Annotated in this window: 16 protein-coding genes; 5 read left to right on the forward strand and 11 right to left on the reverse strand. The window is 42.0% G+C overall.

Going from position 1 to position 25,052, the window contains the following annotated elements:
* Positions 1-71 precede the first annotated feature (71 nt).
* The 5 genes from bshB2 to B5354_RS06605 form a co-directional block, all read right to left on the reverse strand.
* Positions 72-728, reverse strand: coding sequence for a bacillithiol biosynthesis deacetylase BshB2 (gene bshB2 / locus B5354_RS06585; RefSeq protein ID WP_079527142.1), 657 nt, complete (start codon positions 726-728; stop codon positions 72-74).
* Positions 721-1,092 carry a YojF family protein gene (locus tag B5354_RS06590; protein ID WP_079527144.1) on the reverse strand — a complete coding sequence of 124 codons (372 nt, stop codon included), beginning with the start codon at positions 1,090-1,092 and terminating at the stop codon, positions 721-723. Before B5354_RS06590 ends, bshB2 begins: the two co-directional genes overlap by 8 nt.
* A gap of 73 nt (positions 1,093-1,165) precedes the next feature.
* On the reverse strand, positions 1,166-4,039 hold the full coding sequence (gene uvrA, locus B5354_RS06595) for an excinuclease ABC subunit UvrA (protein WP_079527146.1): 2,874 nt from the start codon (positions 4,037-4,039) through the stop codon (positions 1,166-1,168).
* 6 nt (positions 4,040-4,045) lie between these two features.
* Positions 4,046-6,031: an excinuclease ABC subunit UvrB gene (gene uvrB, locus B5354_RS06600; protein ID WP_079527148.1), complete on the reverse strand. Its 1,986-nt coding sequence runs from the start codon at positions 6,029-6,031 to the stop codon at positions 4,046-4,048.
* Positions 6,032-6,292: 261 nt separating this feature from the next.
* Positions 6,293-7,876, reverse strand: a complete 1,584-nt coding sequence (locus B5354_RS06605) for a peptide chain release factor 3 (RefSeq protein WP_079527150.1) — start codon at positions 7,874-7,876, stop codon at positions 6,293-6,295.
* 321 nt (positions 7,877-8,197) lie between these two features.
* Here B5354_RS06605 and B5354_RS06610 point away from each other — a divergent pair, with 321 nt between their 5' ends.
* Positions 8,198-11,401 carry a DEAD/DEAH box helicase gene (locus tag B5354_RS06610; RefSeq protein WP_079527152.1) on the forward strand — a complete coding sequence of 1,068 codons (3,204 nt, stop codon included), beginning with the start codon at positions 8,198-8,200 and terminating at the stop codon, positions 11,399-11,401.
* Between the two features lie 119 nt (positions 11,402-11,520).
* Here the strand turns inward: B5354_RS06610 and B5354_RS06615 are convergent, their stop codons facing one another.
* Positions 11,521-12,405, reverse strand: a complete 885-nt coding sequence (locus tag B5354_RS06615; RefSeq protein ID WP_079527154.1) for a COX15/CtaA family protein — start codon at positions 12,403-12,405, stop codon at positions 11,521-11,523.
* Positions 12,406-13,235: 830 nt separating this feature from the next.
* On the opposite strand from B5354_RS06615, the gene B5354_RS06620 reads away from it, so the two are divergent.
* A complete protein-coding gene (locus B5354_RS06620) occupies positions 13,236-13,895 on the forward strand; it encodes a haloacid dehalogenase type II (RefSeq protein WP_079527156.1) in 660 nt (219 codons plus the stop codon).
* Between the two features lie 114 nt (positions 13,896-14,009).
* Here the strand turns inward: B5354_RS06620 and B5354_RS06625 are convergent, their stop codons facing one another.
* On the reverse strand, positions 14,010-16,007 hold the full coding sequence (locus tag B5354_RS06625; protein WP_176142423.1) for a PAS domain S-box protein: 1,998 nt from the start codon (positions 16,005-16,007) through the stop codon (positions 14,010-14,012).
* A 232-nt stretch (positions 16,008-16,239) separates the two neighbouring features.
* Here B5354_RS06625 and B5354_RS06630 point away from each other — a divergent pair.
* Positions 16,240-17,567, forward strand: a protein-coding gene (locus B5354_RS06630) for an IS3 family transposase (RefSeq protein WP_139377037.1) whose coding sequence is annotated in 2 segments (ribosomal slippage) — positions 16,240-16,612 and positions 16,612-17,567 — 1,329 coding nt in all. Because the reading frame shifts where the segments join, the coding sequence is not laid out codon by codon here.
* 67 nt (positions 17,568-17,634) lie between these two features.
* Here B5354_RS06630 and B5354_RS06635 read toward each other — a convergent pair.
* The 3 genes from B5354_RS06635 to B5354_RS06645 form a co-directional block, all read right to left on the reverse strand.
* Positions 17,635-18,492: an ABC transporter ATP-binding protein gene (locus B5354_RS06635; protein WP_079527160.1), complete on the reverse strand. Its 858-nt coding sequence runs from the start codon at positions 18,490-18,492 to the stop codon at positions 17,635-17,637.
* Between the two features lie 236 nt (positions 18,493-18,728).
* Complete coding sequence (locus B5354_RS06640; RefSeq protein WP_079527162.1) at positions 18,729-19,910, reverse strand: PDZ domain-containing protein; 1,182 nt, start codon at positions 19,908-19,910, stop codon at positions 18,729-18,731.
* An 86-nt stretch (positions 19,911-19,996) separates the two neighbouring features.
* On the reverse strand, positions 19,997-21,466 hold the full coding sequence (locus B5354_RS06645; protein WP_079527164.1) for a S41 family peptidase: 1,470 nt from the start codon (positions 21,464-21,466) through the stop codon (positions 19,997-19,999).
* A gap of 372 nt (positions 21,467-21,838) precedes the next feature.
* Between B5354_RS06645 and B5354_RS06650 the strand changes: the two genes are divergently transcribed.
* The gene (locus B5354_RS06650; protein ID WP_079527166.1) at positions 21,839-22,504 is read left to right on the forward strand and encodes a DUF421 domain-containing protein; all 666 of its coding nucleotides are present in this window, start codon (positions 21,839-21,841) and stop codon (positions 22,502-22,504) included.
* A 75-nt stretch (positions 22,505-22,579) separates the two neighbouring features.
* Complete coding sequence (locus B5354_RS06655) at positions 22,580-23,653, forward strand: NAD(P)H-dependent flavin oxidoreductase (RefSeq protein WP_079527168.1); 1,074 nt, start codon at positions 22,580-22,582, stop codon at positions 23,651-23,653.
* Between the two features lie 106 nt (positions 23,654-23,759).
* On the opposite strand, the gene B5354_RS06660 is transcribed toward B5354_RS06655, so the two are convergent.
* Positions 23,760-24,914, reverse strand: coding sequence for a D-alanyl-D-alanine carboxypeptidase family protein (locus B5354_RS06660; protein WP_079527170.1), 1,155 nt, complete (start codon positions 24,912-24,914; stop codon positions 23,760-23,762).
* Between the last annotated feature and the right edge of the window lie 138 nt (positions 24,915-25,052).

Raw genomic sequence — 25,052 nt, forward strand, 5'->3', positions numbered from 1 at the left:
CCCATTTAGAAGAGTTGAAAACTAAAAAAGCACCTTAAAGACAATACTGTCATCTAAGGTGCTTAAGAACATTAAGTGAACTTCCATTTATAAAAACGTTCTAACTTCAATCGTGCTGTCTGTTCTGACTTCTTATCATGGTTATCAATTAAGCTCATCATGCCATCAGCCTGGGATAAATGCGCCTGAATCGCCGCCAGCTTCTGCTCCCAATAAGGTTCAATATCCAAAATATAATCTGGTTCTCCGAGATCTTCCTCATGATGGTTGGAAATGGCATGCATCCATACTTCAGGCCGTAACGACTCATCCATTTGACCGACAGCAGAAACTGCTGCCGCTGCCAGGGCATCATGATCAGGGTGAACAGCATAACCTGGATAGTGTGTAATGACGAGGCTGGGCTGCAAGGCTTTCAACCTTTTCAACAAGTAGTCAGCTACCTCTTCCCGCGGTTCAAATTCTAATGTCTTGTCCCGATATCCCAGCAGTTCAACATCAATATCCAACCGCCTTGCAGCTTCAGTTAATTCCTGCTTTCGATAAGAAGATAATGTTTCCCGGTTCGCGAATACCGGACTTCCCATATTTCTGCCCATTTCACCAAGCGTTCCACATAGATAGGTGACGGGAATCCCTTCAGCCCTAAATTTAGAAATGGTACCAGAGGCACCGAATGATTCATCATCTGGATGAGGAAAAATAACGACAACATGCTGATTACTCATGAACATCCGCCTCATGAGAAAAAGGAGTTTCACTAATTTCCAGAGCAACCATTAGGCGCCCTTCCCGGTCATGGCCCGCCATCAACAGTCGCCCTTTATCATCGATTTCAAAGTCGGTCACTCCCTCAGCATAAACCCAGCCAAGGTCCAGTTTTAGCCCAACCCGATAAGAACCTCCTGTGCTGACAATCTTACCGTGCTGGTACGAAACGTGCGCATTTCTAATAAACGCCCCCACATTGTATGCTTTCTCATCAAAATGGCTGGCATAGGCCCCATTCGTTGTTTCTAAATGTACATATACATCTTGATTCGCTAATTCATTGATCTTTTCCTGAACAACCGTTTGTTCGATCGCTTTCATCCCAAAATTCCTCCCGTTAAAACGTCTCTTGTTTAACGATACTTAATTACGATCGAACCGTCAAAACATCTACTTATTTTAATACTTTTTCTTTTGACTTCAGTTTGTCTTCCATTCGATTTCTGTCCCGTTGAAGAATAGGCTTTAAGTACTTACCAGTGTAAGAATCCGCATGTTCGGCGACTTTTTCCGGCGTTCCCGTCGCAATAATCTGCCCACCTTTTTCTCCACCTTCAGGACCGAGATCGATAATGTGATCAGCTTCCTTAATTACATCCAAATTGTGCTCGATAATTAATACAGAGTCTCCGTTATCGACCAGTCGTTGAAGCACCTTTAGCAATCGTGAAATGTCATCTACATGCAAACCTGTGGTTGGTTCATCCAGAATATAAAAGGACTTTCCATTGGAACGGCGATGTAGCTCACTGGCAAGTTTCACACGTTGTGCCTCTCCTCCAGATAGAGTGGTTGCTGGTTGTCCGAGTTTAACGTAGTCTAACCCAACATCAGCTACAGTCTGCAGTTTCCGGCTGATCTTAGGAATGTTTGCAAAGAAATCAAGAGATTCTTCGATCGTCATTCCCAACACATCAGCAATACTTTTCCCTTTATATTTTACTTCCAGCGTTTCACGATTATAGCGTTTCCCGTCACACACTTCACATGGTACGTAAACATCAGGTAAAAAGTGCATTTCAATTTTTATAATTCCGTCCCCGCGACAAGCTTCACAACGACCGCCTTTTACGTTAAAGCTAAAACGTCCCTTTTTATAGCCGCGGATTTTTGCTTCATTCGTCTGAGCAAATACATCACGGATATTATCGAACACACCTGTGTACGTAGCCGGGTTAGAGCGGGGGGTACGCCCAATCGGTGACTGGTCGATATCAATCACTTTCTCCAGCATATCGATTCCTTCAATTTCTTTATGCTTCCCAGGCTTTTGTTTGCTGCTATGGAGCCTTTTCGACAGTGACTTGTACAGAATTTCATTGATTAATGTGCTTTTACCAGAACCCGAGACGCCCGTAACAGCGGTCAATAAGCCGAGCGGTATTTTTGCATTTACCTTTTTCAAGTTGTTCTCTTCAGCCTGCTTGATTTTAAGATAACGCCCGTCGGATTTGCGCCGTTTTGTTGGTAACGGGATGAATTTCTCCCCTGATAAATACTGTCCTGTCAGCGACTCTCCATTACGCATTACTTGCTGCGGTGTTCCCTCGGCTACAATTTCTCCTCCGTGGGTGCCTGCTCCTGGTCCGATATCAATTAAATAATCAGCAGCAAGCATCGTGTCTTCGTCATGCTCCACAACGATCAGCGTATTATCTAAATCTCTCATTCGCTTTAAGGTAGTAATCAGTCGATCATTGTCACGTTGATGTAAACCGATCGAAGGTTCGTCCAGTACATATAGGACTCCGGTTAACGCTGAACCGATTTGTGTGGCCAGCCGGATTCGCTGCGCTTCCCCGCCAGACAAAGTGCCGGCAGATCTGGAAAGCGTTAAATAATCAAGTCCCACGTTGGCAAGAAAACTTAAACGCTCACAAATTTCCTTAAGAATCATTCGAGCAATAGTTTTTTCTTTCTCCGTTAATTCCAGTGATTCAAAGAATTGCTTTGCTTCCACTACAGAAAAATCTGTTGTACGCCCAATGTGCTCACCATTAATCAGGACAGCCAGTGCTTCTTCATTCAGACGATTCCCCTTACATTTTGGGCATGGCTTCTGGGTCATGTACTTTTCCATTTGCTCGCGAATAAAATCCGAACCCGTTTCACGGTACCTTCTGGAAATATTCGGAACAACTCCTTCAAAGTAAATCTCATTTTCCCGTACTTTTCCAAAGTCATTTTCATAGCGGAAAAAGATTTTTTCTTTGCCACTGCCATACAACACGCGATCCATTTGTTCCTTAGGCAAATCCTTAACAGGTTTATCTAAGTCAATTTGGTAATGTTGCGCGACACTTTTCAACAGCTGAGGATAGTATTGAGAACTTGTCGGCTCCCACGCTGCTATTGCGTGTTCCTTCAATGTCCTGTTCCAGTCAGGAATTACTAAGTCAATGTCCACTTCTAGCTTCGTTCCAAGTCCATCACAGCGATTACATGCACCAAATGGACTGTTGAATGAAAACATACGTGGTTCCAGTTCACTTACCGAGAAGCCGCATATCGGGCAGGCGTGATGCTCGCTGAATGTCATTTCCTCCCCGTCGATCACATCGATCAACACGTGGCCGCCGCCAAGGTTAAGAGCCGTTTCGAGTGAATCAGAAAGCCGCCCCTCAACGCCTTCTTTAACGACTACCCGATCCACAACGACTTCTATAGAGTGCTTTTTATTTTTCTCAAGATTAAACTCTTCGGTGATTTCCCGCATTTCTCCATCAACCCGCAAGCGGACATAGCCCTCTTTCTGCAGCTGATCAAAGACTTTAACATGTTGTCCCTTACGACCTGATATTACAGGAGCCAGAACTTGCAGTTTCGTTCGTTCAGGATGTTCCATAATCTGATCAACCATTTGCTGCACAGTTTGTGAGTCAATTTCTATCCCGTGATTTGGACAAGTGGGCCGTCCTATCCTCGCAAACAGCAAACGGAGATAATCAAAGATTTCTGTTACCGTTCCAACTGTAGAACGGGGGTTTCGGCTTGTAGTTTTTTGATCAATCGAAATGGCTGGAGACAATCCTTCAATAGAATCTACATCAGGCTTGTCCATCTGCCCAAGAAACTGACGGGCATAAGCACTCAATGACTCTACATACCGACGCTGCCCTTCCGCATAGATTGTGTCAAAGGCAAGGGATGACTTCCCCGAGCCGGAAAGACCCGTCATGACCACAAGCTTATTCTTTGGAACATCAATGTCAATGTTTTTTAAATTGTGAGCTCTTGCTCCCTTGATACTGATATTTTTACTGGCCATAAGCCATCATCCTTCCGCTTTTAGTTCCAAAATGATATCACGAAGCTCAGCCGCTCTCTCAAAGTCAAGGTCCTTAGCTGCCTGTTTCATTTCTGTCTCTAAATTATCAACCAACTCGGCACGTTCTTTCTTTGTCATTTCTGAAGGTTTTTTCTCTGTCCCATAGGTCGTGGTGTCTTCAGCAACTTTACTGACTTGAATCACATCACGGATTTGTTTATTGATCGTTTTTGGAGTAATACCATGTTGTTTATTGTAAGCAATTTGCTTTTCACGCCGACGATACGTTTCATCAATCGCATATTGCATGGATTTAGTAATTTTATCGGCATACATGACAACCCGGCCATTTTCGTTACGGGCTGCACGGCCAATCGTTTGGATTAGAGAACGATCTGAGCGTAAGAATCCTTCTTTATCCGCATCCAATATCGTAACCAGTGATACCTCAGGAATATCAAGACCTTCCCGCAGCAAGTTAATGCCTACAAGAACATCATATTTACCAAGCCTCAGGTCTCTTATAATTTCAATTCGCTCAAATGTTTTAATTTCCGAATGGAGATAGGCAACCTTTATCCCTAAATCCTTCAAGTAGTCAGTAAGATCTTCAGACATTTTTTTCGTTAACGTTGTAACAAGCACCCGTTCATTACGTTCACTGCGCATGTTAATTTCGCCAACTAAATCATCAATCTGACCATGAATCGGACGCACTTCAATTTCAGGATCAAGCAGCCCTGTCGGTCGAATGATCTGCTCGGTTAACTTTTCAGTATGATTCAGCTCATAATCTCCTGGCGTAGCGGATACATACGTAATCAAATTAATATGCTTCTCAAATTCACCAAACGTCAACGGACGATTATCCAGAGCTGAAGGTAGTCGAAAGCCATGATCCACAAGCACCTGCTTACGTGCCCGGTCCCCATTGTACATACCGCGAATTTGCGGAAGCATTACATGAGACTCGTCCGCCATGATGAGAAAGTCATCTGGAAAATAATCAAGCAGTGTATAAGGCATGGCTCCTTCTTCCCTGAACGTTAGATGGCGGGAGTAGTTCTCGATTCCAGAACAGAATCCCATTTCATTCATCATCTCTAAATCGTAATTGGTCCGTTGTTCAAGCCGCTGCGCTTCCAACAGTTTATTTTGGTCTTTGAGCTCTTTCACTCTTGCATGCATTTCTTTTTCTATATTTTCGATCGCCTTTTTTAACTTTTGCTCACGGGTTACGAAGTGAGAGGCTGGGAAAATGGCAACATGTTCACGTTCCCCGACAATTTCCCCTGTCAGCACATCAATTTCACGAATACGATCGATTTCATCACCAAAGAATTCAACCCGGATGGCATGCTCTTCTTTTGAGGCTGGAATAATCTCAACAGAGTCTCCTCTGACCCGAAACGTTCCACGCTGGAAGTCAATATCATTGCGGGCATATTGAATATCGACAAGAAATCTGAGCAGTTCATCCCGATCCCGTTCCATACCTTGACGAATAGACAGAACCTGACTGCTGTATTCTTCCGGAGAACCTAAACCGTATATACACGAAACACTTGCTACAATAATGACATCGTTTCTCTCAAACAAAGAAGTCGTTGCCGAATGACGCAGCTTGTCAATTTCATCATTGATATTAGAATCTTTCTCAATAAATGTATCGGTCTGGGGTACATAAGCTTCCGGCTGGTAGTAATCATAGAAACTTACAAAGTACTCTACCGCATTGTTAGGGAAAAATTCCTTAAACTCACTGTATAATTGACCTGCCAATGTCTTATTATGAGCAATGATTAACGTTGGTTTATTCACCTGCTGAATTACATTGGACATTGTAAATGTTTTACCCGTACCTGTTGCACCGAGCAAGGTTTGGTGCTTTTCTCCACGCTCGATTCCATCCACGAGTTCCTGGATGGCTTTTGGCTGATCGCCTTGTGGCTTATAATCAGATACTAATTCGAATCGATTCTCCCTTTCCATGTGGACAACCTCCGTTCATACGCTATTCATCAATAGTCTACCACAATAGTTTACCATTCTAACATAAAACGAACAAACATTCGGTTTATTTTTTTGCAATAAGAGGTCATTGGCATTAACAGCTAGTGAATTGCACAAACACATCACCGAATTGCATTTTTGAACAAATTGCGTATTTACCGTTTTTATTTCACATTTACTCAAAGAGCTCAAAAAATCTCACTACACAATACGGTAGTGAGATTAAATGTTCATGTTCTATTATTGATGGGACTGATCGTATTGATTCACTTCAAACAAGTCAATCAATTCAATATCCTCATGTTTATCTTTAAACCAACGCAGTGAGAAATCATTTTTAAACAGCACAAGTGGATTTCCTTCTCGGTCAACGGCAAGCATATTACGTTCATCGAACATGGCTTCATCTACTTGGTCTTCCGGGATCCAGCGAGGAATCCTCTCACCCATAGATGTTAACTCCACTTCGACATTGTACTCATTTTTCATCCGATATTCAAATACTTCATACTGAAGCTCTCCAACGGCTCCAATAATATAGTCTTCGAATCGATAACGCTTGAATAACTGAATAGCTCCTTCTTGCACAAGCTGCTCCAATCCTTTTTTAAACTGCTTCGACTTCATGACGTTCTTGGCCGTCACTTTTTTGAAAAGCTCAGGCGGGAACTGCGGAAGTTCATCGTATTCGAAGTTTTGTTTTCCGGTCACGATCGTATCGCCAATCCGGTAAATGTTTGGATCATAAATTCCGATTATATCCCCGGCGTACCCTTCTTCTACCGTACCTCGTGAGGAAGCGACAAACTGTTGCGACTGGGCAAGCTTGAAAGTCTTCCCTGTTCTTGACAGCGTCACATTCATTCCTCGTTCAAATTTTCCTGAACATATTCGAACAAATGCTATTCGATCCCGGTGCTGCGGATTCATATTGGCTTGGATTTTGAAAACGAACCCAGAGAACTCTTCATGATCTGGTGACACGATCCCTTCTGTGGATCGACGGGGTGCTGGTTCAGGAGCGAAGTCGATAAAGGTATTGAAAAACGTTTCCACACCAAATGGCGCAAGCGCACTCCCGAAGAAGACAGGTGTCTGATCACCCTTCATTACTTTTTCCAAATCAAAACCATCTCCAGCTTCATCTACGAGCATCATCTCATCTTCTGCTTCTTGATAAGTCGGATTTTCGGTTAACTCTTTATGACGATCAAGTTGATCGTACGGGATATACGTCTCTTCCTCGTTCCCTGTGAATTGTACAAACTGCTCGTTGTGACGATCAAACACACCTAAGAAACGCTTGCCCATGCCTGCAGGCCATGTCATCGGATACGTTTCGATATTCAAGGTTGTTTCAATCTCCTCCATTAATTCGAGAGGTTCACGGCCTTCGCGGTCCATTTTGTTGATAAATGTAAAAATCGGAATGCCACGCATCTTACATACTTTGAAAAGTTTAAGAGTTTGAGCCTCTATTCCCTTCGTACCGTCAATAACCATGACAACACTATCGACCGCCGTTAACGTTCTGTACGTATCTTCACTGAAATCTTCGTGACCAGGTGTATCCAGAATATTAACCTGATAGTCTTTATAAGGAAAGTTCATAACACTTGAAGTAACAGAGATTCCACGTTGCTTTTCAATTTCCATCCAATCAGATGTGGCAAACTTGCCCGATTTCTTCCCTTTAACTGTCCCTGCTGAACGAATCAAGTTACCAAATAACAGCATCTTTTCAGTTATCGTTGTTTTCCCTGCATCAGGGTGAGATATAATCGCAAATGTGCGACGTTTCTTCATTTCATTCTTTATCGTCATCGTGATATCCTCCAAATCGTAGTATCTTTCATTCTATATGCTTCAGGCAGGATATACGTATCACATTGGCCTCTTCACTCCATACAAAAACCGCTCACCCGAAGCAAGCGGTCTTCTGAATTTGTCTTACTCCATACACTTGAAAGTAGCACAACCCACCCATAAAATCAATCCTGGAATTCACTTCCACCTCAGGTCATCCAAAAATTGGATGACCTGAGGTGGAATAAAATGGATCATAACAAGAAATAGTGAGTCGGGGAAGAAATGTTACCCCTTATCCTGTTATACTATAAAAAAAGATAGTTAGGATGCCATTTTATGCAGTCATACCTTTTACAACCTAATGATATTAAGAAAATAACTGGTGCCACGTTTTATGAACGGGGCAAAGACTACTACAATAAAGGGAAAGTGTACGGCCTTTCACACAATAGCGCTATCAGATCGTGGCGTGCAGTAGTAACGGGTACTCATGACTATGAAGTACGCGTTTTCTTTTTTGAGGACGATGACCTGGAAGCAACTTGCGAATGTCCTGCTTATGATTCCTATTATAGCTGTAAGCACATCGCAGCCGTACTGTTAGCGATTCGTGAGCAAGCCATTGTGCAAGCAGCACCTAAAGCAAAGAACACTTCAGCATCAAGGGAACCAATTTCCTCCATGAGTCACGATCGATTATTCGCGAAACGACTCTCAGAGGTATTTCGTAACCGACAGGAAAACAGGCATGCACGATCCGTTAAACGACCATTGCAAATCCAATATTTCCTGCATGTTCAATCCCTATTAGGAAGTAAAAGCCTTGGAATTGAACTTAAGCTTGGGGAAAGCTATTCATACGTTATTAAAGATATTCGTCAGCTTCTCCATCATGTGCAGCGAGAAGAACCTTATAAAATTTCTAAAAAGTTCAGCTATGACCCAGCTGAGCATTATTTTACGGACAACGATGAGCAAATTTTTAACTCACTCTCTAAAGCCTATGAACAAGAACTTTTTTATGACCGTCACTGGAATAGCGGGGAACAGAAAATATTAGCCCTTCCCCCTTCCCTCGCGCCAAACTTACTTCAAATGCTTGTAGCAGCAGATTGTGAAGTCATCGAACGGGGAGAAAAAGTTGGTTCTTTACAAGTTGAAAAAGAATTCCCCGAGCTTTCCTTTTATATTTCTGAAGAGCGAGGAAGCTATCACATGCACATGAACCAGCTTAAAACCTTTGAATATGTGAAAGAGTATCACATGCTCTATAAACAGGCTTGCTTTTATCTTCTTGATCAAACAAAAGAAGAGGTTGTCCAAACTTTACACGCTCTTCTTCCTTACAATTCAAACGGAAACCATACAGTTGGCCAGGCGGATATGGAAGGAATCGTATCGTATGTCCTGCCAGAGCTCGAATCAATTGCTCACGTCCAATTAAACAAGACTGCCCAGGAAAAAATAATCCAGGAAGAACTCAAGCCTAAAGCTTACCTCGACTTTGCAGACTGGGCCCTTACCGTTGATGTCCAATTTCATTACGGTGAACATATGATCCAGCCTTTTAAGCAATCGCATGATACAAACCAAGTAATCGTTCAACGTGATAGCGATACAGAACAGGCCATCATCCAAATCATTGAGCAAGCCGAATTTAAATTTGACGGCGAAACCGTTTATATTGAGGAGGAAGAGGAGCTTGAAGAGTTTATGAGTGTCTATCTTCCAAGATTGAGAGATCTGGCAGAAGTGTACACCTCTTCTTCAGTACGCTCCTTACTCGACGACCAGCATCGTGAGTTGATTCCCTCCGTACAAATCGAAGAGGATGGCAGCTGGCTTGATATTCGTTTTGGAATAGAAGGGATATCAGATGATGATGTCACCGCTGCACTAAAAGCCGCCATCGAACGAAAGAAATATTACCGCTTGTCTGACGGTGCCTTTTTGTCTCTTTCATCCGATTCTTTTGAGCGCTTTCAAAGACTGGCAGATGAACTTGACTTAACGACCACCGATATTGAAGATCACTCATTACAAGTAGCTAAAGTGCGCAGCCTTCAAGTTGACGAAGCTCTTCAGCTTGAAGCCAAGGAACGGAATGAGCGTTTCGATCAACTCGTTCAGCGACTGCGCTCGCCTCAGTCACTTATGATTAATCCGCCTGACCAATTAGAAGCGGACCTTCGCACTTACCAGCTGACCGGATTTCGCTGGCTGAAGACACTGGCTTCCTATGGATTAGGCGGTGTATTAGCTGACGATATGGGGTTAGGAAAAACAATCCAGAGTATCGCCTTTCTTCTTTATGAAAAGGAAGCACAGCTCATGGACGATCCCGCTTTAATTGTTGCACCCGCTTCTCTTGTCTATAATTGGAAAAAGGAATTTGAGAAGTTTTCTCCATCGTTATCTGTTCAAGTCATTACGGGAGATCCTCTCACGAGAAAGGAACAAATTGAACAAAGTATGGCTGATGTGCTCATCACCTCGTATCCTTTACTAAGACAGGATGCACCAGCTTATAAACAAAGAACTTTCCACGCCATGATCTTAGACGAAGCTCAGGCGATAAAGAATGAGGCTACGAAAACAGCCCAGGCTGTGCGAGGTCTCCAGGCAAAGCACCGTTTCGCCTTAAGCGGAACACCAATCGAGAATTCCTTGCATGAACTATGGTCCTTATTTCGTACGATTATGCCAGGCTTTTATTCAAGCAAAAAGAAGTTTCTTCAAATGAAACCAGAGAAAATAGCCCGCATGACGCGGCCATTCATTTTAAGAAGGATGAAAAATGAGGTGTTGGAAGAACTTCCAGATAAGATTGAGACCGTGCAGTATTCCGAACTGACACGGCCGCAAAAAGAAGTCTATTTAGCTTATTTGGAAAAAATCCAATCCGATATGCAAAAGACCATTGCCCAAAAAGGATTCCAGCGTGGTAAATTGGAAATCCTGGCCGGGCTGACACGCCTGCGCCAAATTTGCTGCCATCCCTCTTTATTCCTGGAAAACTATGAAGGAGAATCAGGCAAGCTCGAGCAGCTTAAAGAACTTGTTGCCGAACTAAAAAGCGGGGACCATCGTATCCTTATTTTCTCCCAATTCTCAAGCATGCTTAAAATTCTTCATCAAGAACTGACCGAAACAGGACTGGACGCTTTTTACCTGGACGGTCAAACGAAAAGTGAGCAGCGCGTAGAAATGGTTGAGCGATTCAACGCGGGAGAAAAAGATGCTTTCCTCATTTCCCTAAAAGCTGGAGGTACAGGCTTAAACCTTACAGGCGCAGATACAGTCATCCTCTATGATTTATGGTGGAACCCGGCGATTGAGGAACAAGCGGCTGGCCGGGCCCATCGAATAGGACAAGAAAAAGTCGTCCAGGTGATCCGGATGATTTCTGAAGGGACAATTGAAGAACGTATCCACCAACTTCAGCAAAAGAAACGTGATTTAGTTGACCAAATTATCCAGCCGGGTGAATCCATGCTCACATCACTAAGTGAAAAAGAAATCCGCGAACTGTTTCAATAATGAACATGCCGATTTTATAAGTTGACATAAAAGCTGGCTCCGTAAGTCCCAAACTTATTCGGAGCCAGCTTTTTCTCATCATAAAAACGCTGTGAAAGATTACCTCTCACAGCGCCGGCTTATGCTATTCCTTTTTTATCTAACTTGAACCAATATCCACCGAGAATACTGCCGCCGATTACTGTAGTAACGGTAGAAATGATCATATGAAGCGAGGAAGCAATGACTACATTTCCTGTCACTACAATAATAAACCCTACGACAGCATTGGACAAAATCGAAATCAAATACAACCATGATAAGGTTACATGGTATTTAAATTTAGATGCATAGATAACAAACCAGATGGCCGCAACAAATATGACCACTGTAGCTACCCAGTGAAGGGAATAAATCATATTAGCAATGGATTCACTTCTGATTAGGTACTCCATAGCCGGAATGTCCAATAGTACATTACTCGCCGCACTATGTTTAAAGAATGCTCCTAATATGATTTGTATCATATATATGGAAAACCCAATTAAAAAAGCGCGGTAACTCATGCTCACCGTCGACCAGCTCACCTTATCCAGTTCAACTTTATCGTTATGAAGACTGTAGCTGAGCAGAACTAAGATCAGTAAGAGCACCTGACTGAATGTCACATCAAGAGTCGTGAACCCAGGAGGTGTACCCAGTAAAACATTGAAGCCGCCGATCAATGATTGAAAGACCAGCATACCAAGACTCATGACTGCCAAAATCAAAACAGAACGTCTTTCCCGATGCTTTGCAATGGCTCCCACGGCATTAACAAACGTCAGCATAGCTAATAACGGCACCATTAAGCGATGGGAATATTCGATGATCACGTGATAATTTGTAATATCCGGAATGACTGAACCATTACATAACGGCCATGTCGTTCCGCAAGCATCACCAGAATCCGTCGCTACAACCAGATTTCCAAGGATGAGCGCAAGAAAAGTGATGAATGTAGTTAAAATGGAGAATTTCTTCATCGTCTTACCCTTTCTCTATTGAAAATATATTGAGTAATAAATGTCCTATCTATCAAATCATATCATGAAACAGCCTGAAACAAGAGCACAATGTGTACACATCCCCATGAAATTTTTGTGAACGCGCTCCTTCTCTTAGCCTGTTGCTGAGAGAAAGCTGAAAAAAACTCTTACTTACACATACCTATTTACCCATTTATAAATGGTATCTTGTTTAGTCTCAAATGGAACAGGGAATGAGTCAATTTCATAATGGCCTTTTTATAAAAGATTAATACTGAAGATCACTTTCCATTCGTCTTGCTCAGCAAACAGCCTCGTTAATAGGTGGGAGAAGAGTGTTTTATCAAAAGAAAATCCGAACTAAGTAAAAACTAACGTGGGTGCAAAATAACCGCTACGAAAATATACTTCGCTTTCCGCGGGCGGCTGTTGAGCCTTCTTGTGCTAGCGCACTTCGAGGTATCACCTAGGCCTTTCCTCCCGCAGGAGTCTGCGTATATTTTCTCCGCTCAAACAGCACATAGGTACGTTTTTCACTTAAGACGTTTAGTTATGTCTCTTCCTCATTTGGTGTAGGCACCTGTCCAATAGCGCCAAAACCGAACGACCCCCACATCCTGTGGGGCCACGGAAAGCGAGCTATTTCCTCGACCACCTTCTTCTCATCAAGATGATGGAACGGCTGAATTTAAAAACAGTAATTTCAAAATGTCTATTTGTCTAGACTTGGGGAATGCCTCCTTTTTACCTACCAAACCCCTTGTCGTACAAAGGCTGGGAATTATGAAATTGATTCAGATGCAAAGCTTGAAAGGAGCGAATTGTAAATGAATTACCAGGCTTATGTTTTTGATGCCTATGGAACTTTGTTTGATGTGCATTCCGTGAAAGATGCAATACACCGCTGTTATCCTGAGAAAGGACCCGATATAAGTAAAGCCTGGCGAGACCGCCAAATTCATTATTGTATGATTCGCCAGCTTATTCAAGGTTATCGTCCCTTTGATCTGGTTACAAAATGGGCCCTAACAGATGCCCTGGCCGCGAATGATGCAAACTATAATGAGGAAACGATTGAGTATCTTATGAACCAATATCAACATCTGAAGCCTTACAATGAGGTCTCCCAGCTGGCTGAGAATAACCTGCATAGAGAATTGACGATATTCTCTAATGGAACACGTTCTATGCTGCAGCCTTTACTAGAGAATAATCAACTTACGAATAGCTTCTCTCTTATTAGTGCAGATGATCCAAAGATTTATAAACCGCACCCTGATGCTTATCGTTTTGCTCAAGAGAAACTGGACCAGGAAAAGGAAGACATTCTTTTCTTCTCCAGTAACCCTTGGGACATTGCCGGCGCTGCACAGTACGGTTTTCATACGGCCTGGATAAATCGTAATCAGGCTAAGTGGCCTGAACTTGGGCTGCAGCCGAACCATACGCTAAAGGATCTTTCACATATACCAGACAAGAGTTCATAAAAGGATGGCTTCGGACCAAGCACGACACAGGTCCGAAGCCATCCTTTAATTTTCCTTGATATCCTGATAAAAACAAATCGTATCCTTCCCACGTTGTTTACCATAGTACAACGCCTAATCAGCGCGGCGAAACAATTCACTTTTCGTACCAGCATCAACCGGGTAACAAGAAACACCAATCGAGAAAGATGAATATACACGCTGCTCTCCAACTTGATAAGGTTTTCTTAACTCGTTCAAAAGCCACCCGGTCTTCTTCCTAGCTTCCTCTACATTAGCTACTCCCGTAAATAAGATAGCAAATTCATCCCCGCCAATTCTGGCAATCATATCATCCTCTGACCGTAAATAATCTAGACGTTTGCCTATCATCTTCAGAAAATCGTCCCCTATATCATGACCATAACTGTCATTAATGTGTTTAAAACCATCCCCGTCCAAATAAAGCAGGGCAAAGGGTTCATTTCTCAACAACACGCTGTCTAAAAGATCCTCGAACATACGGCGATTCGGCAAATCTGTTAAGAAGTCATAAAAAGCATAGCTCTTCAACCTTTCTTCATAGCTGATCTGCCCTGAAATATCACGGCACACAACTACAACATGAGTTACCCTGTTTTGCTCGTCAAGGACGGGGGTTCCCCGCACTTCAAACCACACCCATTCCTGATCTTTTCTTAGAAAACGAAGTTTAAGAGTAAATGACTGGGCAAACTGATTACATGTTCTAAATCGATATTCCAATAGTTCCATTTCATGAGGATGAACAAATTTTGATACTTTCTCCCTGTTTGTACGAATAGGGTCAAAACCGAAAAAGCCAAGATTTGAAGGGGACCCATAAAGAATAGTTCCATATGGATTGAAAACAAATATGAGATCCTGCGAATGGTCGGCAATTAATTTAAATTTAGCTTCGCTTTGTTTCAAGGCACTAACAGCCTGTTCCTTGTCGGTAATATCTTCTAGAATAGCATACATTCCAGCCTTCCCTTGACCAGTCAAGATGGGGGCAAGGAATACGTTTACAATTTTCTCTTGATGATTAAATACCAAGCGCGTTTGAAACCTCGTTTTCTCCTTAGAAAAACTGTCTTTAATATTTTCATTAACGGCAGATGCCTCTTCCTCATGTACCCATTTGGTCAGTGGGGAATGAAGCAGCTCACCTTCAGTTGTATTAAGCAAATGTAACACCGCAGGATTTATCTTAGTAATAATGCCTTTTAACGTTAATGTAACGACCGGGTATGGGTTGAATTTAAATAACGACTCGTACTTAGTACGGCTCGCTTTCAAATTCTGGTTCATAACCTTTTGCTCACTAATATTTCTAATAATTGAACTAACCCCAATCACATGCCCTCTTGCCCCATAAATAGGGGAAACCGTCACTGACACATCTACCCAGTTGCCATTTTTATGACGCCGCTTTGTTTCATATCCCGAAATATGTTCCCGCCGGACTGCTTTTTCGATTAACTCGTCAGCTTCCTTTTTTAATGATGGAGGAACAAAGGGAAACCTGGTTTGCTGCAACTCCTCCTTTGAAAAACCGTACATTTTTTCAAAGGCAGGATTAGCTTCAAGGATTACTCCGTTAACATCAACAATTAAGATAGCATCCGCCGTATTTTCTAATAAAGAATGGTAAACGGCAGATACCGTATCCAGCTCATGTTCCTTTTTAGCAAGTTCAGTGATATCACGAGTAATGGCTAGAACCTGCACAACATCGCCTTTTGCATTTTTAAAGGGAGTCAGGAGGGTTTCTCCGTAAAACTCCTTCCCATGAATATCTATCGTATCTCTGTATGATAGGGGTTCAGCCGTTTCTACGACCTTTTGATAGTACCTTTTTATGTATGCAGCACTTTCTTGATCCAACATCTCTTCAATCTGCTTTCCTTTCCAAATGGATCGATTTAATTGATAACATTGCTCAGAAGTATGATTAATATATAAATAGCGAAAACTATCATAATTTTCAACTTCCATGAGGAATACAAAATCTGACATGCCCTCCATAAGTACACGTAAAACTTCCCTCTCTGTACTTTGAAAAGCCACTTGTAAGCTGATCTCCTCAGGTGAACCTTTTGTGTTTTCCATTGTTATCTCCCCATCTCTCCAATTCATCCACACCTCTATAAGGATCCCCCTTGACTCTTATTCAAAATATTACACGAAATCGAGCATAAAAAAAAGACACAAATAGGAATTTATGAACTATCCCCCGAATAATGGACACTTCTAAAAAAGTGCCCTTATTCGGGGTTTTTGTGTTTCACGACCTCGAATCTACATTTATAATTAAACTAATAAACAAAGCGAGGTTATAGAGATGTCCCCTATTATCTTTACTGAATTCCAAAGGCAACAACTAGAATCCAATCCGAATGTCATGAAAGTATCCGACCGTTCCATTACGTATTCTCCAGATTTCAAATTAGCTGCCGTGAAGGAAAACTTAGCTGGAAAAGGCCCCCACCAGATCTTTACTGAAAAAGGTTTTGATATGGATATTATCGGCTCCAAGAAGCCTAAAGAGTGTTTAAAGCGTTGGCGGGAGACCTATGACAAGTATGGCAAAGATGGCTTCTACAAGGAACGTCGGGGAAAGGGATCCACAGGCCGTCCATCCACGAATCATTTATCTGCGGAGGATAAGCTGAAGAAGGCGGAAGCTCGCATTGCGTATTTAGAAGCTGAATTAGACTTCATAAAAAAGCTAGAGGAACTCGAAAGGCAGGCGAAGAAGAAACGTTAACTCCATCTGAAAAATTCACATTGATTGAACAGGTTTTGCGGGAAAAAGGACTGAAGTATCTCATTCAATATTTCTGTGAAATCGCTGGTGTCAGCCGATCCGGTTACTATAACTGGTTAAAGGCAGAGGATACACGCCATCGTAAAGAACAGAAGGATGAGGCAGATTACAAGGTGATCAAGAAGGTATATGATAACCATCAAGGAAAAGTAGGAGCCCTACAGATTAAGATGTTTTTAGAGCACGATGAAAGCATCACCATGAACCATAAGCGCATCCGTCGTGTCATGAAAAAATATAATCTCAAGTGTAAGATACGCGTGGCCAATCCATACAAACAAATCGCCAAAGCAACGCAAGAGCACAAAACCTGTGAAAATAAGCTGGAACGCCACTTCAATCAGGGAGAGCCTCACAAAGTTCTCCTCACGGATATTACATACGTTTATTACGCGGAGGGACGCAAAGCTTATTTATCGGTCATCAAAGATGGAGCGACACGAGAAGCCCTGGCTTATCACCTTTCCACTTCTTTAAAGATGGATTTAGTGTACCAAACGATTGATAAATTGATGGAACGCGAGGACTTTATTCCTCATCCCGAATGTTTGATCCATTCTGATCAAGGCGTGCATTATACACACCCTGAATTCCGAAAGAAGATCAAAGCTTTAGGGATGAACCAATCGATGTCTCGTCGTGGAAACTGTTGGGACAACGCTCCGATGGAATCCTTTTTTGGACATATGAAGGATGGCATCGACTTTAAATCGTGCTCTTCCATATTTGAAGTCAAGGAAGCAATTCAAGGTTACATGGAGTATTACAACAATGAGAGATACCAATGGTCATTAAAAAAGATGACCCCGGCACAATACCGTGGTCACCTTTTAACAGCCTAGGGGCTTTTTATTAAACTGTCCATTTTATGGGGTACAGTTCATTATGCCCATTTGTGTCTTTTTTATTCTAAACCGTTTGTCTCTGTTGTAATGGTGCCTGTGGGTACTTTTGTGCCTCTGCCTGGGCTTGTTTAATTAAGCAACGCCCTTTCCCATGGGGAATACACATTGGCGTACCAAAAATTGGATCCTCACGCACGTCACAAGTCATTTCGAATACGTGCTGCATTAACTCACAGTTGATGACTTCCTCGGGTTTTCCTTGTGCGTACACCGTCTTATCCTTGACCGCCACGATATGATCGGCATAACGACAAGCGAGGTTAATATCATGCAATACCATAACTACTGTACGGCCATTATCCTGATTGAGATCAAATAATAAGTCAAGAATATCAATCTGGTGTGTCATATCTAAGTACGTGGTAGGTTCATCCAATAATAATAAATCGGTATCCTGGGCTAACGTCATTGCAATCCAGGCACGCTGCCGCTGGCCACCCGACAAGGAGTCCACCGAACGCTCTTTTAAGTCAGTCAAGTTTGTATCTGTGAGAGCCTTATTTACGGCATCCTCATCTTCCTGAGACCATCTCTTGGACCAGCTTTGATAAGGATAACGTCCCTGTTTTACAAGCTGGTATACACTTAATCCTTCCGGTGTTGTCGGACTTTGCGGTAAAATTGCCATTTTCTTAGCAACTTCTTTCGTCCGCATTTTGGATATATCCGCACTGTCAAGTACAACTTGACCTGATTTAGGCTTGAGCAGTCTCGCTAACGAACGAAGCAAAGTTGATTTACCACAGCCATTGCCTCCGATTAAAACAGTTACTTTTCCTTTAGGTATCTGAATATCTAATGAATCTATGATAGTTTGGTCGCCGTATCCTAGTGTCAAATTGTTTGCCAACAGTGAATCCATCTGCTATATCTCCCCTTTACAAACGCTCCGAGGCTCATTTGTATGTTGGTTGCGTAATCAATTACTATTCTGAATAATCACGATCAATATTTGTCTGCACTTTCTAGTTTATGAGCAAAGAGGACCGTTGTCAATGAATTTGAGAATCATTTTCATTAAGAAAGTCTATGTAAACAAATTTTGCGCTAGAACAAAAATGTCCAAAAGCCTTGAAGTCAAAGCTTTTGGACATTGTGTTATTCTGCTAATTGTTTACGAAAAGATTCTTGAACAAATAAGATTCCTAACTCATGATGTTCACCTTCATACGTGGCCCGCTGGGTAAACCGATTCTCTCCTCTAAAGTCCCTTACTTCAATTTTGCTCAATGCCCGATTAGTCTGTAGTGCTTCATAAAATTCTTCCACAGATGCAACAGGAATAGAATTTACTCGCACAATCAGCTCTCCCGGCAGCAGATCCATTTTGTCCGCTGGACTGTCGGGTATGGTTCCAAGAATACGCACACCCCGATGGTCTGCTGTGAAGAAAGGCTGACGTTTCTCGCGAATACGGTGGTAGCCATAAATCATTTCCCTTCCCAGCAAACATACAACCACCGCTGCCAGAGATAACAAGGACAAGTATAAGCTGGCAGCCGATAATAGTAAGGCTGCGATGGCAATGACCAGTGTTTGACGCCCTGTTTTCATGGCGACAAGTTTTGGGGTTTGGGCCCGTGCCACCCATTCCCACCCTAATAATAATGGTACAAAAATGAAACCGTAGCTGTTTGCACCGATTGAAAATAATGGCCACCAGGGAGCAAATGGTTCAATTGCTCCAGCTGGAAGTAAACCAACCATCGGGATGAGCACTAACTTTTTCACACGATGCTGACCGACCATCTTTCCTCGATTACCCTTTACCCGTTCCGGAAACGTTCTCCTTGAAGACGTCTTAGCCAAAATCACACCTTCAATCAATAGCAAAACACTCATAATTAAGGCGACCCCTTCTAAGGAGGTACTTTCAAGACCAGCTCGCCAACCTTCTGGAAGGAAACCTGTTGGTATGTAAGGAACGGACATAAGCAATAAATAAGTAATCCCAAATGTATAAGCAGCTGACAGCCATCTCAGCTTCAAGGTTAAACTTAATAGAATCGTTACAAGGCTTAATACCAGCAGGAAAGGGTATGTAATCACGATCCCCCCGCCAATCGCCAGTACAGATAAGATACTACCGCCAACTAATGATACGCGCCATGTACTTCTGCCCTCAGCAAAAATATCATACACTCTCGTCCCAAAGCTTCTTCGTTCTTGTCTTATTCTACGAATGGACAACATAAATAACAGAATCACAGACCAATAAAATAACGGCTGCACAAAAAGCCTTGCCAGTCCATCCCCTATCTCACTCCACCAAACATCCACAAGTCATTCTCCTCTCGATGATTCATGAAAAAGTCCGCAGTCAATGACTACGGACTTATTTCGCTATAAAACGATTCAATTCCTGCCTATTGAAATAGAACTTCAAGAGCTTTTTTCATTTGGCGGTCATTCTTCTCATCCCGTACTTTGTTAACAATCAGTTCTTCCAATTTTCCAGCTGTTTCGGAATCGACTTTACCCGTTACGTCCAGCTGGTGGTCCGATTGAAACTTCTCGACAGCATCTTTCGTTTCTTCACTGAAATAGCCATCCGTTCTTCCAGGTGTATAGCCTAATCCCTTCAGCATTTCCTGAATACTTTTGATTTTATCACCATTTTGATTATAGGTAAGAGGCTCTTCTATTTCGACAGGATTGGTATAGAAATAATCCGGCTGCTTCACCTTAACTGTCGGCTTGATTCCTTTTTCATGAATCCAGTTCCCTTCAGGTGTCAGCCATTTGAAAAGGGTCAGCTTGATCGTGCTTCCGTCTCCCATAGGGACCGTCTGCTGAACCGTTCCTTTACCAAATGTTTTTGTACCGACAAGTTCATACCCGCCTGCCTCGTGCATGGCAGCGGCTAGAATCTCAGAAGCTGAAGCACTGCCTTCATCCATTACTACTGTAATTGGATAATCTTTCTTAGACTCAATATCTGAGAAATATTTGGACACCTCTCCTTTACTATTTTTCACTTGGACAATCGGATGATCTTTCGGAATAAATTGTTTTAATATTTCCTGAACGTCTGTAAATAGTCCACCAGGGTTACCGCGGACATCAATCACTAAGCCTTCTATACCATCATTCTCCAATTTCGTCAGAGCTTTTTTAAAATCCTCTGCTGTTTTCTCTGAGAATGAAGTAATTTCAATAATGCCTGCTTTTTTGCCCTCAACAGTTTTCGTATCTGTATAAACAGTTTCCAACGGGATTTTATCGCGAACGATATCAACCGTTAATGGTTCACTAACTCCTGGGCGATCGACTTTCAAAGTGACCTCGGAGCCTTTTTCACCGCGAATTTTTAACACGGCTTCATATAAATCCAATCCCTTTAAGCTTTCGCCATCAACTTTCAAAATTTGGTCATTCGGCTTCAACCCTGCTTCTTCAGCAGGAGAACCCTTAATCGGAGCCACAATCGTTACTGTATCATTCACCATACTTACTTCCGCGCCTATACCTTGGAAAGAAGATTCAATCGTTTGGTTAAACTGCTCCATCGTTTTCTTATCCATATATACACTGTATGGATCTTCTAATGTATCAAGCATCCCCTGAATAGCACCTTCAACCAGCTGCTGCTGATCAACATCTTTCAATGCATTATTCTTAATAATATCGAAGGCTTGATCAACTTTCTTCAGATTAGGATCGCCTTCTTCGGAGGTGCCTCCTAAATTTTCCGCTTTTTGACTCGCATTTGCCAGTCGTTCAGCAGGTGTTTGGGTATCCGCTCCAAAATACTGCATGCCAATATATGTGCCGCCAGCTCCAAGCAGAACTGCAAGGACCACAATGATTGCAGCATAACGCGTTTTTATATTCATCGCCTTCACCCTTCTGTGAATAGTTTTCTATGGATGACTCTATCCTAGCAAACAAGGCACCACACCGTAAATGTGCGATGCCTGTACTACTTATGATATGCCGTTGCTCCTAAAGGCATGTGAAAGCATATTGCTTTTTATATCTCACCTTAACAAAATGCCTACAATTACAATTAATTAAATAATACCACATATACAGTCGCAACTAGAACCAAAACATAAAAAAGCATACTTCTGACATAGCTGGAATGACCTCAGCTGATCAGTTAGAAAAGATAAAATCCTGGTCCATAATTTTTCAAAGTATATGAATGAGTCCCTCTGCATTACGCACCATAAAGGTAAAGTTATAAATAAGGAGCTCACTCTATTATGATATTTTTCATTAAAATACTTACCTTATACTTAGTCACCATCGCCATCATGAGAATCATGGGAAAATCAACGATTGTACAAATGACTCCCTATGACCTAGTGGCTATCATTATTATTGGTACGCTCGCTTCAGAACCCCTTATCAGCACAAAGTTCATTCCAACCATTATCGCGCTTGGCATACTCGTGTTGTTACACGTCCTTTTTTCACTACTAACGCTCAATCAAATTGGTAATACCTTATTCTTGGGACAGCCTACCCTCTTAATTAAAAAAGGAGAAATCCTGGAAGATAACCTGGAAAAAGCCCACCTTTCCGTAGGTCAGCTGCTGTCTATTCTTAGAAGTAAGGGATATCCGAAAGTAAATGATGTCGAATATGCTTTACTAGAGCCAATTGGTGAGCTGAGTGTTATCCCTACCGCAGCCAATACTCCCGTAACTGTCGAGCATATGAACATTACCATTCAGGATGAAGGACTGCCCATTGCCGTGATCGTGGACGGCAGAATTCAAAAACATAATTTAACTTTATTAGATCTAGATAAAGACTGGCTGGATAAAGAATTAGAACATCAAGATTCAGTACCAAAAGATATTATCTATGCCTATGTCAATGAAAAAACAAAGCGTCTCATGATCAATAAGCGAAAGTCTAAATAGCGTTCAGTTTTTTCACTTGCACTTACTATGTCCCTCCTCTATGGTTAAAGAAACGACTATACGGGAGGGATTTGCATGTGGAAACAAACCAGATTAACGGAGTTGTTAAGCCTAGAACTTCCTATTATACAAGCAGGAATGGCAGGAGGAATTACCACGCCAGAGCTGATTGCTGAGGTCTCAAATGCAGGGGGATTAGGATCCTTAGGGGCAGGGTACATGGACCCTGCTGATATGCAAAACGTCATTAAGAGCATCAAGCAGAAGACTTCTAAACCCTTTGCCGTCAATGTTTTCGTCCCTGGAGAAACAAATTATAATTCTTCTCACATTCACGCTTCAAACGAGTTGTTATTCCCCTACTTAAAGGAACTGGGGATTGAAGAAGCTACAGGCGAAATCAAGCATGTGTTTGAACAGCAGTTAGAAAAAATTATAGAAGAAGGCATCCAAATTTGCAGTTTTACTTTTGGACTTCCTCCAAAAAAATGGATCAACAAATTAAAAGCAAACGATATTTTATTAATTGGAGCAGCCACGACAGTTGAAGAAGCCGCACTTAACGAGCAAGCTGGTATGGATGCAGTGGTTGCTCAAGGGTATGAAGCAGGCGGTCACCGTGGAACATTCCATGGATCCTTTCAAAAATCAATGATAGGAACCCTGTCACTCGTCCCCCAAGTGGTCGATAAAGTGTCAATTCCAGTCATTGCAGCCGGGGGAATTATGGATGGCCGAGGACTCATGGCTTCTATGATGTTAGGTGCCCAAGGGGTACAGATGGGGACAGCATTTGTAACAGCTGAAGAAAGTAGTGCAAAACACCAGCATAAGCAAGCCATCCTTACTAGTTCAGAGGATGCTACAGTGATGACTTCAGCTTTCAGCGGTAAACCGGCCAGAGGAATTGATAATCAATTTATTCAGGATATGAAACCTTACGAAGATACTCTTCCTGACTACCCTATTCAAAATAGCTTAACAAAAGAAATTAGGCAAACAGCTGCTCTTCAGAACAAACCACAGTATATGTCGCTCTGGTCTGGTCAAAGCCCAAAGCTAAGCAAGGAAGGTCGGGCACATGAAATCATAAAAACGATCGTATCTGAGGCAGACTCCATTTTAAGCTCCTACTCCCCTCCTACATAAAGAAAAACATCGGACCCGAGGAGATTAGCTCCAAGGTCCGATGTTTTTTTGATCATGAATCCTCGCTCTTGAATCCATTCGCTATGATCATGCTCTAAATAAGTACTCAAATATACTTATTAAAGAGATCGACTATACTAAAGCCAATACTAACAAATAAGTTTGGTAAATGGATCTGAACCGGAAATTCAGACCCTGTATGAGAAGCAGCTTGAGCTGTGGAATCTTTTTGATTAGGTGAATCAGTATCTCCTAACTGAAAGGAAGCCAATACTTCGCCTGCTTGATTAGTGATCTCCATTTCTCCACCAGGTTTTATCTCTTCAACTGGCTCTTCATCTTTAGAATGAGTATAGTAAAGTTCTTTACTGACAATATACTCTTCTCCATCTACTTTATAGGAAGACCCTTTTGAAATACTGGAGGTTTGAAAGTTTTCAAATCCAAAATTCAGCAGTTTGATGGTATCATTATAGGCCCCTCTATGGGCATTGCTGTTTAAGGTAATGATGATTAAGCTAATGTTATCTTTCTTTGCCGTAGTAGCTAACGTAAAGCCGGACTGGTTGACGTACCCTGTTTTTCCACCTGTAATTACCTTATCATAAGGTTTCTGTCTCATTAATTTATGATGGCTGTAAAGAGTTGTATCCCAGGCGGCGCCATCCCATTTCAGCTTTTTGGTGCCAAAAATCTCTCTAAACACTTCATTTTTCATGGCATATTTTGTGATTTTCGCTAAATCCTCCGCTGTGGTTACATGTTCAGGATTAAATAAACCATGCGGATTTTCAAAATGGGTATTGCTTACCCCGATTTCCGTTTTTAAATAGTTATTTAATTCCTTGGCAAATTTCTCTACACTGCCACTGACATGTTCAGCAATCGCTACACCGGCGTCATTGCCCGAATTAATTAGCAGTCCTTGAAGAAGTTTTTTTAATGTCACTCGTTCCCCTTCTTCTAAATATACCCGTGTGCCTTCTGTATGTCTTGCGTTGCTGCTGACTGTAGCAACCTCATCCAGATCTGCGTTTTCGATCGTATAAATCGCTGTGGCAATCTTAGTCAAACTAGCTGGATACATTTCTTTTGCAGCATTCTTACTATAAAGTACTTCACCTGATTTCGAATCCATTACAATAGCTGCTTCACTTTTTAGTTCAGGGGGAGATGGAGAATCCGTTTCGCCAAAAACGGTTGGGACGGTGAACACTTGTAAGGTTATAAGGGCTGTTAAAATAGCCACTATTTTCTTCATGTTACTCTCTCCCCTTTCTGTAAAAATTACTTCTCTAAACAGGTATCCCCAATATCATATAAAGCTATAATGATCTCACAAATATTGGGATAAACATGCGCTAGCGAAAAATGCACACCATGTCTGTGGAAGATCATG

Origin of the sequence: Halobacillus hunanensis, from assembly GCF_900166655.1 — a bacterium.
GTDB classification, from domain to species: domain Bacteria; phylum Bacillota; class Bacilli; order Bacillales; family Halobacillaceae; genus Halobacillus_A; species Halobacillus_A hunanensis.

Excerpts from the sequence above, each read along its gene's own strand:
- B5354_RS06635 (WP_079527160.1), bottom strand. The coding sequence starts at position 18,492 with ATGGATTCACTGTTGGCAAACAATTTGACACTAGGATACGGCGACCAA.
- uvrB (WP_079527148.1), bottom strand. The coding sequence starts at position 6,031 with ATGGAAAGGGAGAATCGATTCGAATTAGTATCTGATTATAAGCCACAA.
- B5354_RS06615 (WP_079527154.1), bottom strand. The coding sequence starts at position 12,405 with ATGAAGAAATTCTCCATTTTAACTACATTCATCACTTTTCTTGCGCTC.
- bshB2 (WP_079527142.1), bottom strand. The coding sequence starts at position 728 with ATGAGTAATCAGCATGTTGTCGTTATTTTTCCTCATCCAGATGATGAA.
- B5354_RS06655 (WP_079527168.1), top strand. The coding sequence starts at position 22,580 with ATGTGGAAACAAACCAGATTAACGGAGTTGTTAAGCCTAGAACTTCCT.
- uvrA (WP_079527146.1), bottom strand. The coding sequence starts at position 4,039 with ATGGCCAGTAAAAATATCAGTATCAAGGGAGCAAGAGCTCACAATTTA.
- B5354_RS06590 (WP_079527144.1), bottom strand. The coding sequence starts at position 1,092 with ATGAAAGCGATCGAACAAACGGTTGTTCAGGAAAAGATCAATGAATTA.
- B5354_RS06650 (WP_079527166.1), top strand. The coding sequence starts at position 21,839 with ATGATATTTTTCATTAAAATACTTACCTTATACTTAGTCACCATCGCC.
- B5354_RS06660 (WP_079527170.1), bottom strand. The coding sequence starts at position 24,914 with ATGAAGAAAATAGTGGCTATTTTAACAGCCCTTATAACCTTACAAGTG.
- B5354_RS06645 (WP_079527164.1), bottom strand. The coding sequence starts at position 21,466 with ATGAATATAAAAACGCGTTATGCTGCAATCATTGTGGTCCTTGCAGTT.
- B5354_RS06610 (WP_079527152.1), top strand. The coding sequence starts at position 8,198 with ATGCAGTCATACCTTTTACAACCTAATGATATTAAGAAAATAACTGGT.
- B5354_RS06605 (WP_079527150.1), bottom strand. The coding sequence starts at position 7,876 with ATGACGATAAAGAATGAAATGAAGAAACGTCGCACATTTGCGATTATA.
- B5354_RS06620 (WP_079527156.1), top strand. The coding sequence starts at position 13,236 with ATGAATTACCAGGCTTATGTTTTTGATGCCTATGGAACTTTGTTTGAT.
- B5354_RS06625 (WP_176142423.1), bottom strand. The coding sequence starts at position 16,007 with ATGGAAAACACAAAAGGTTCACCTGAGGAGATCAGCTTACAAGTGGCT.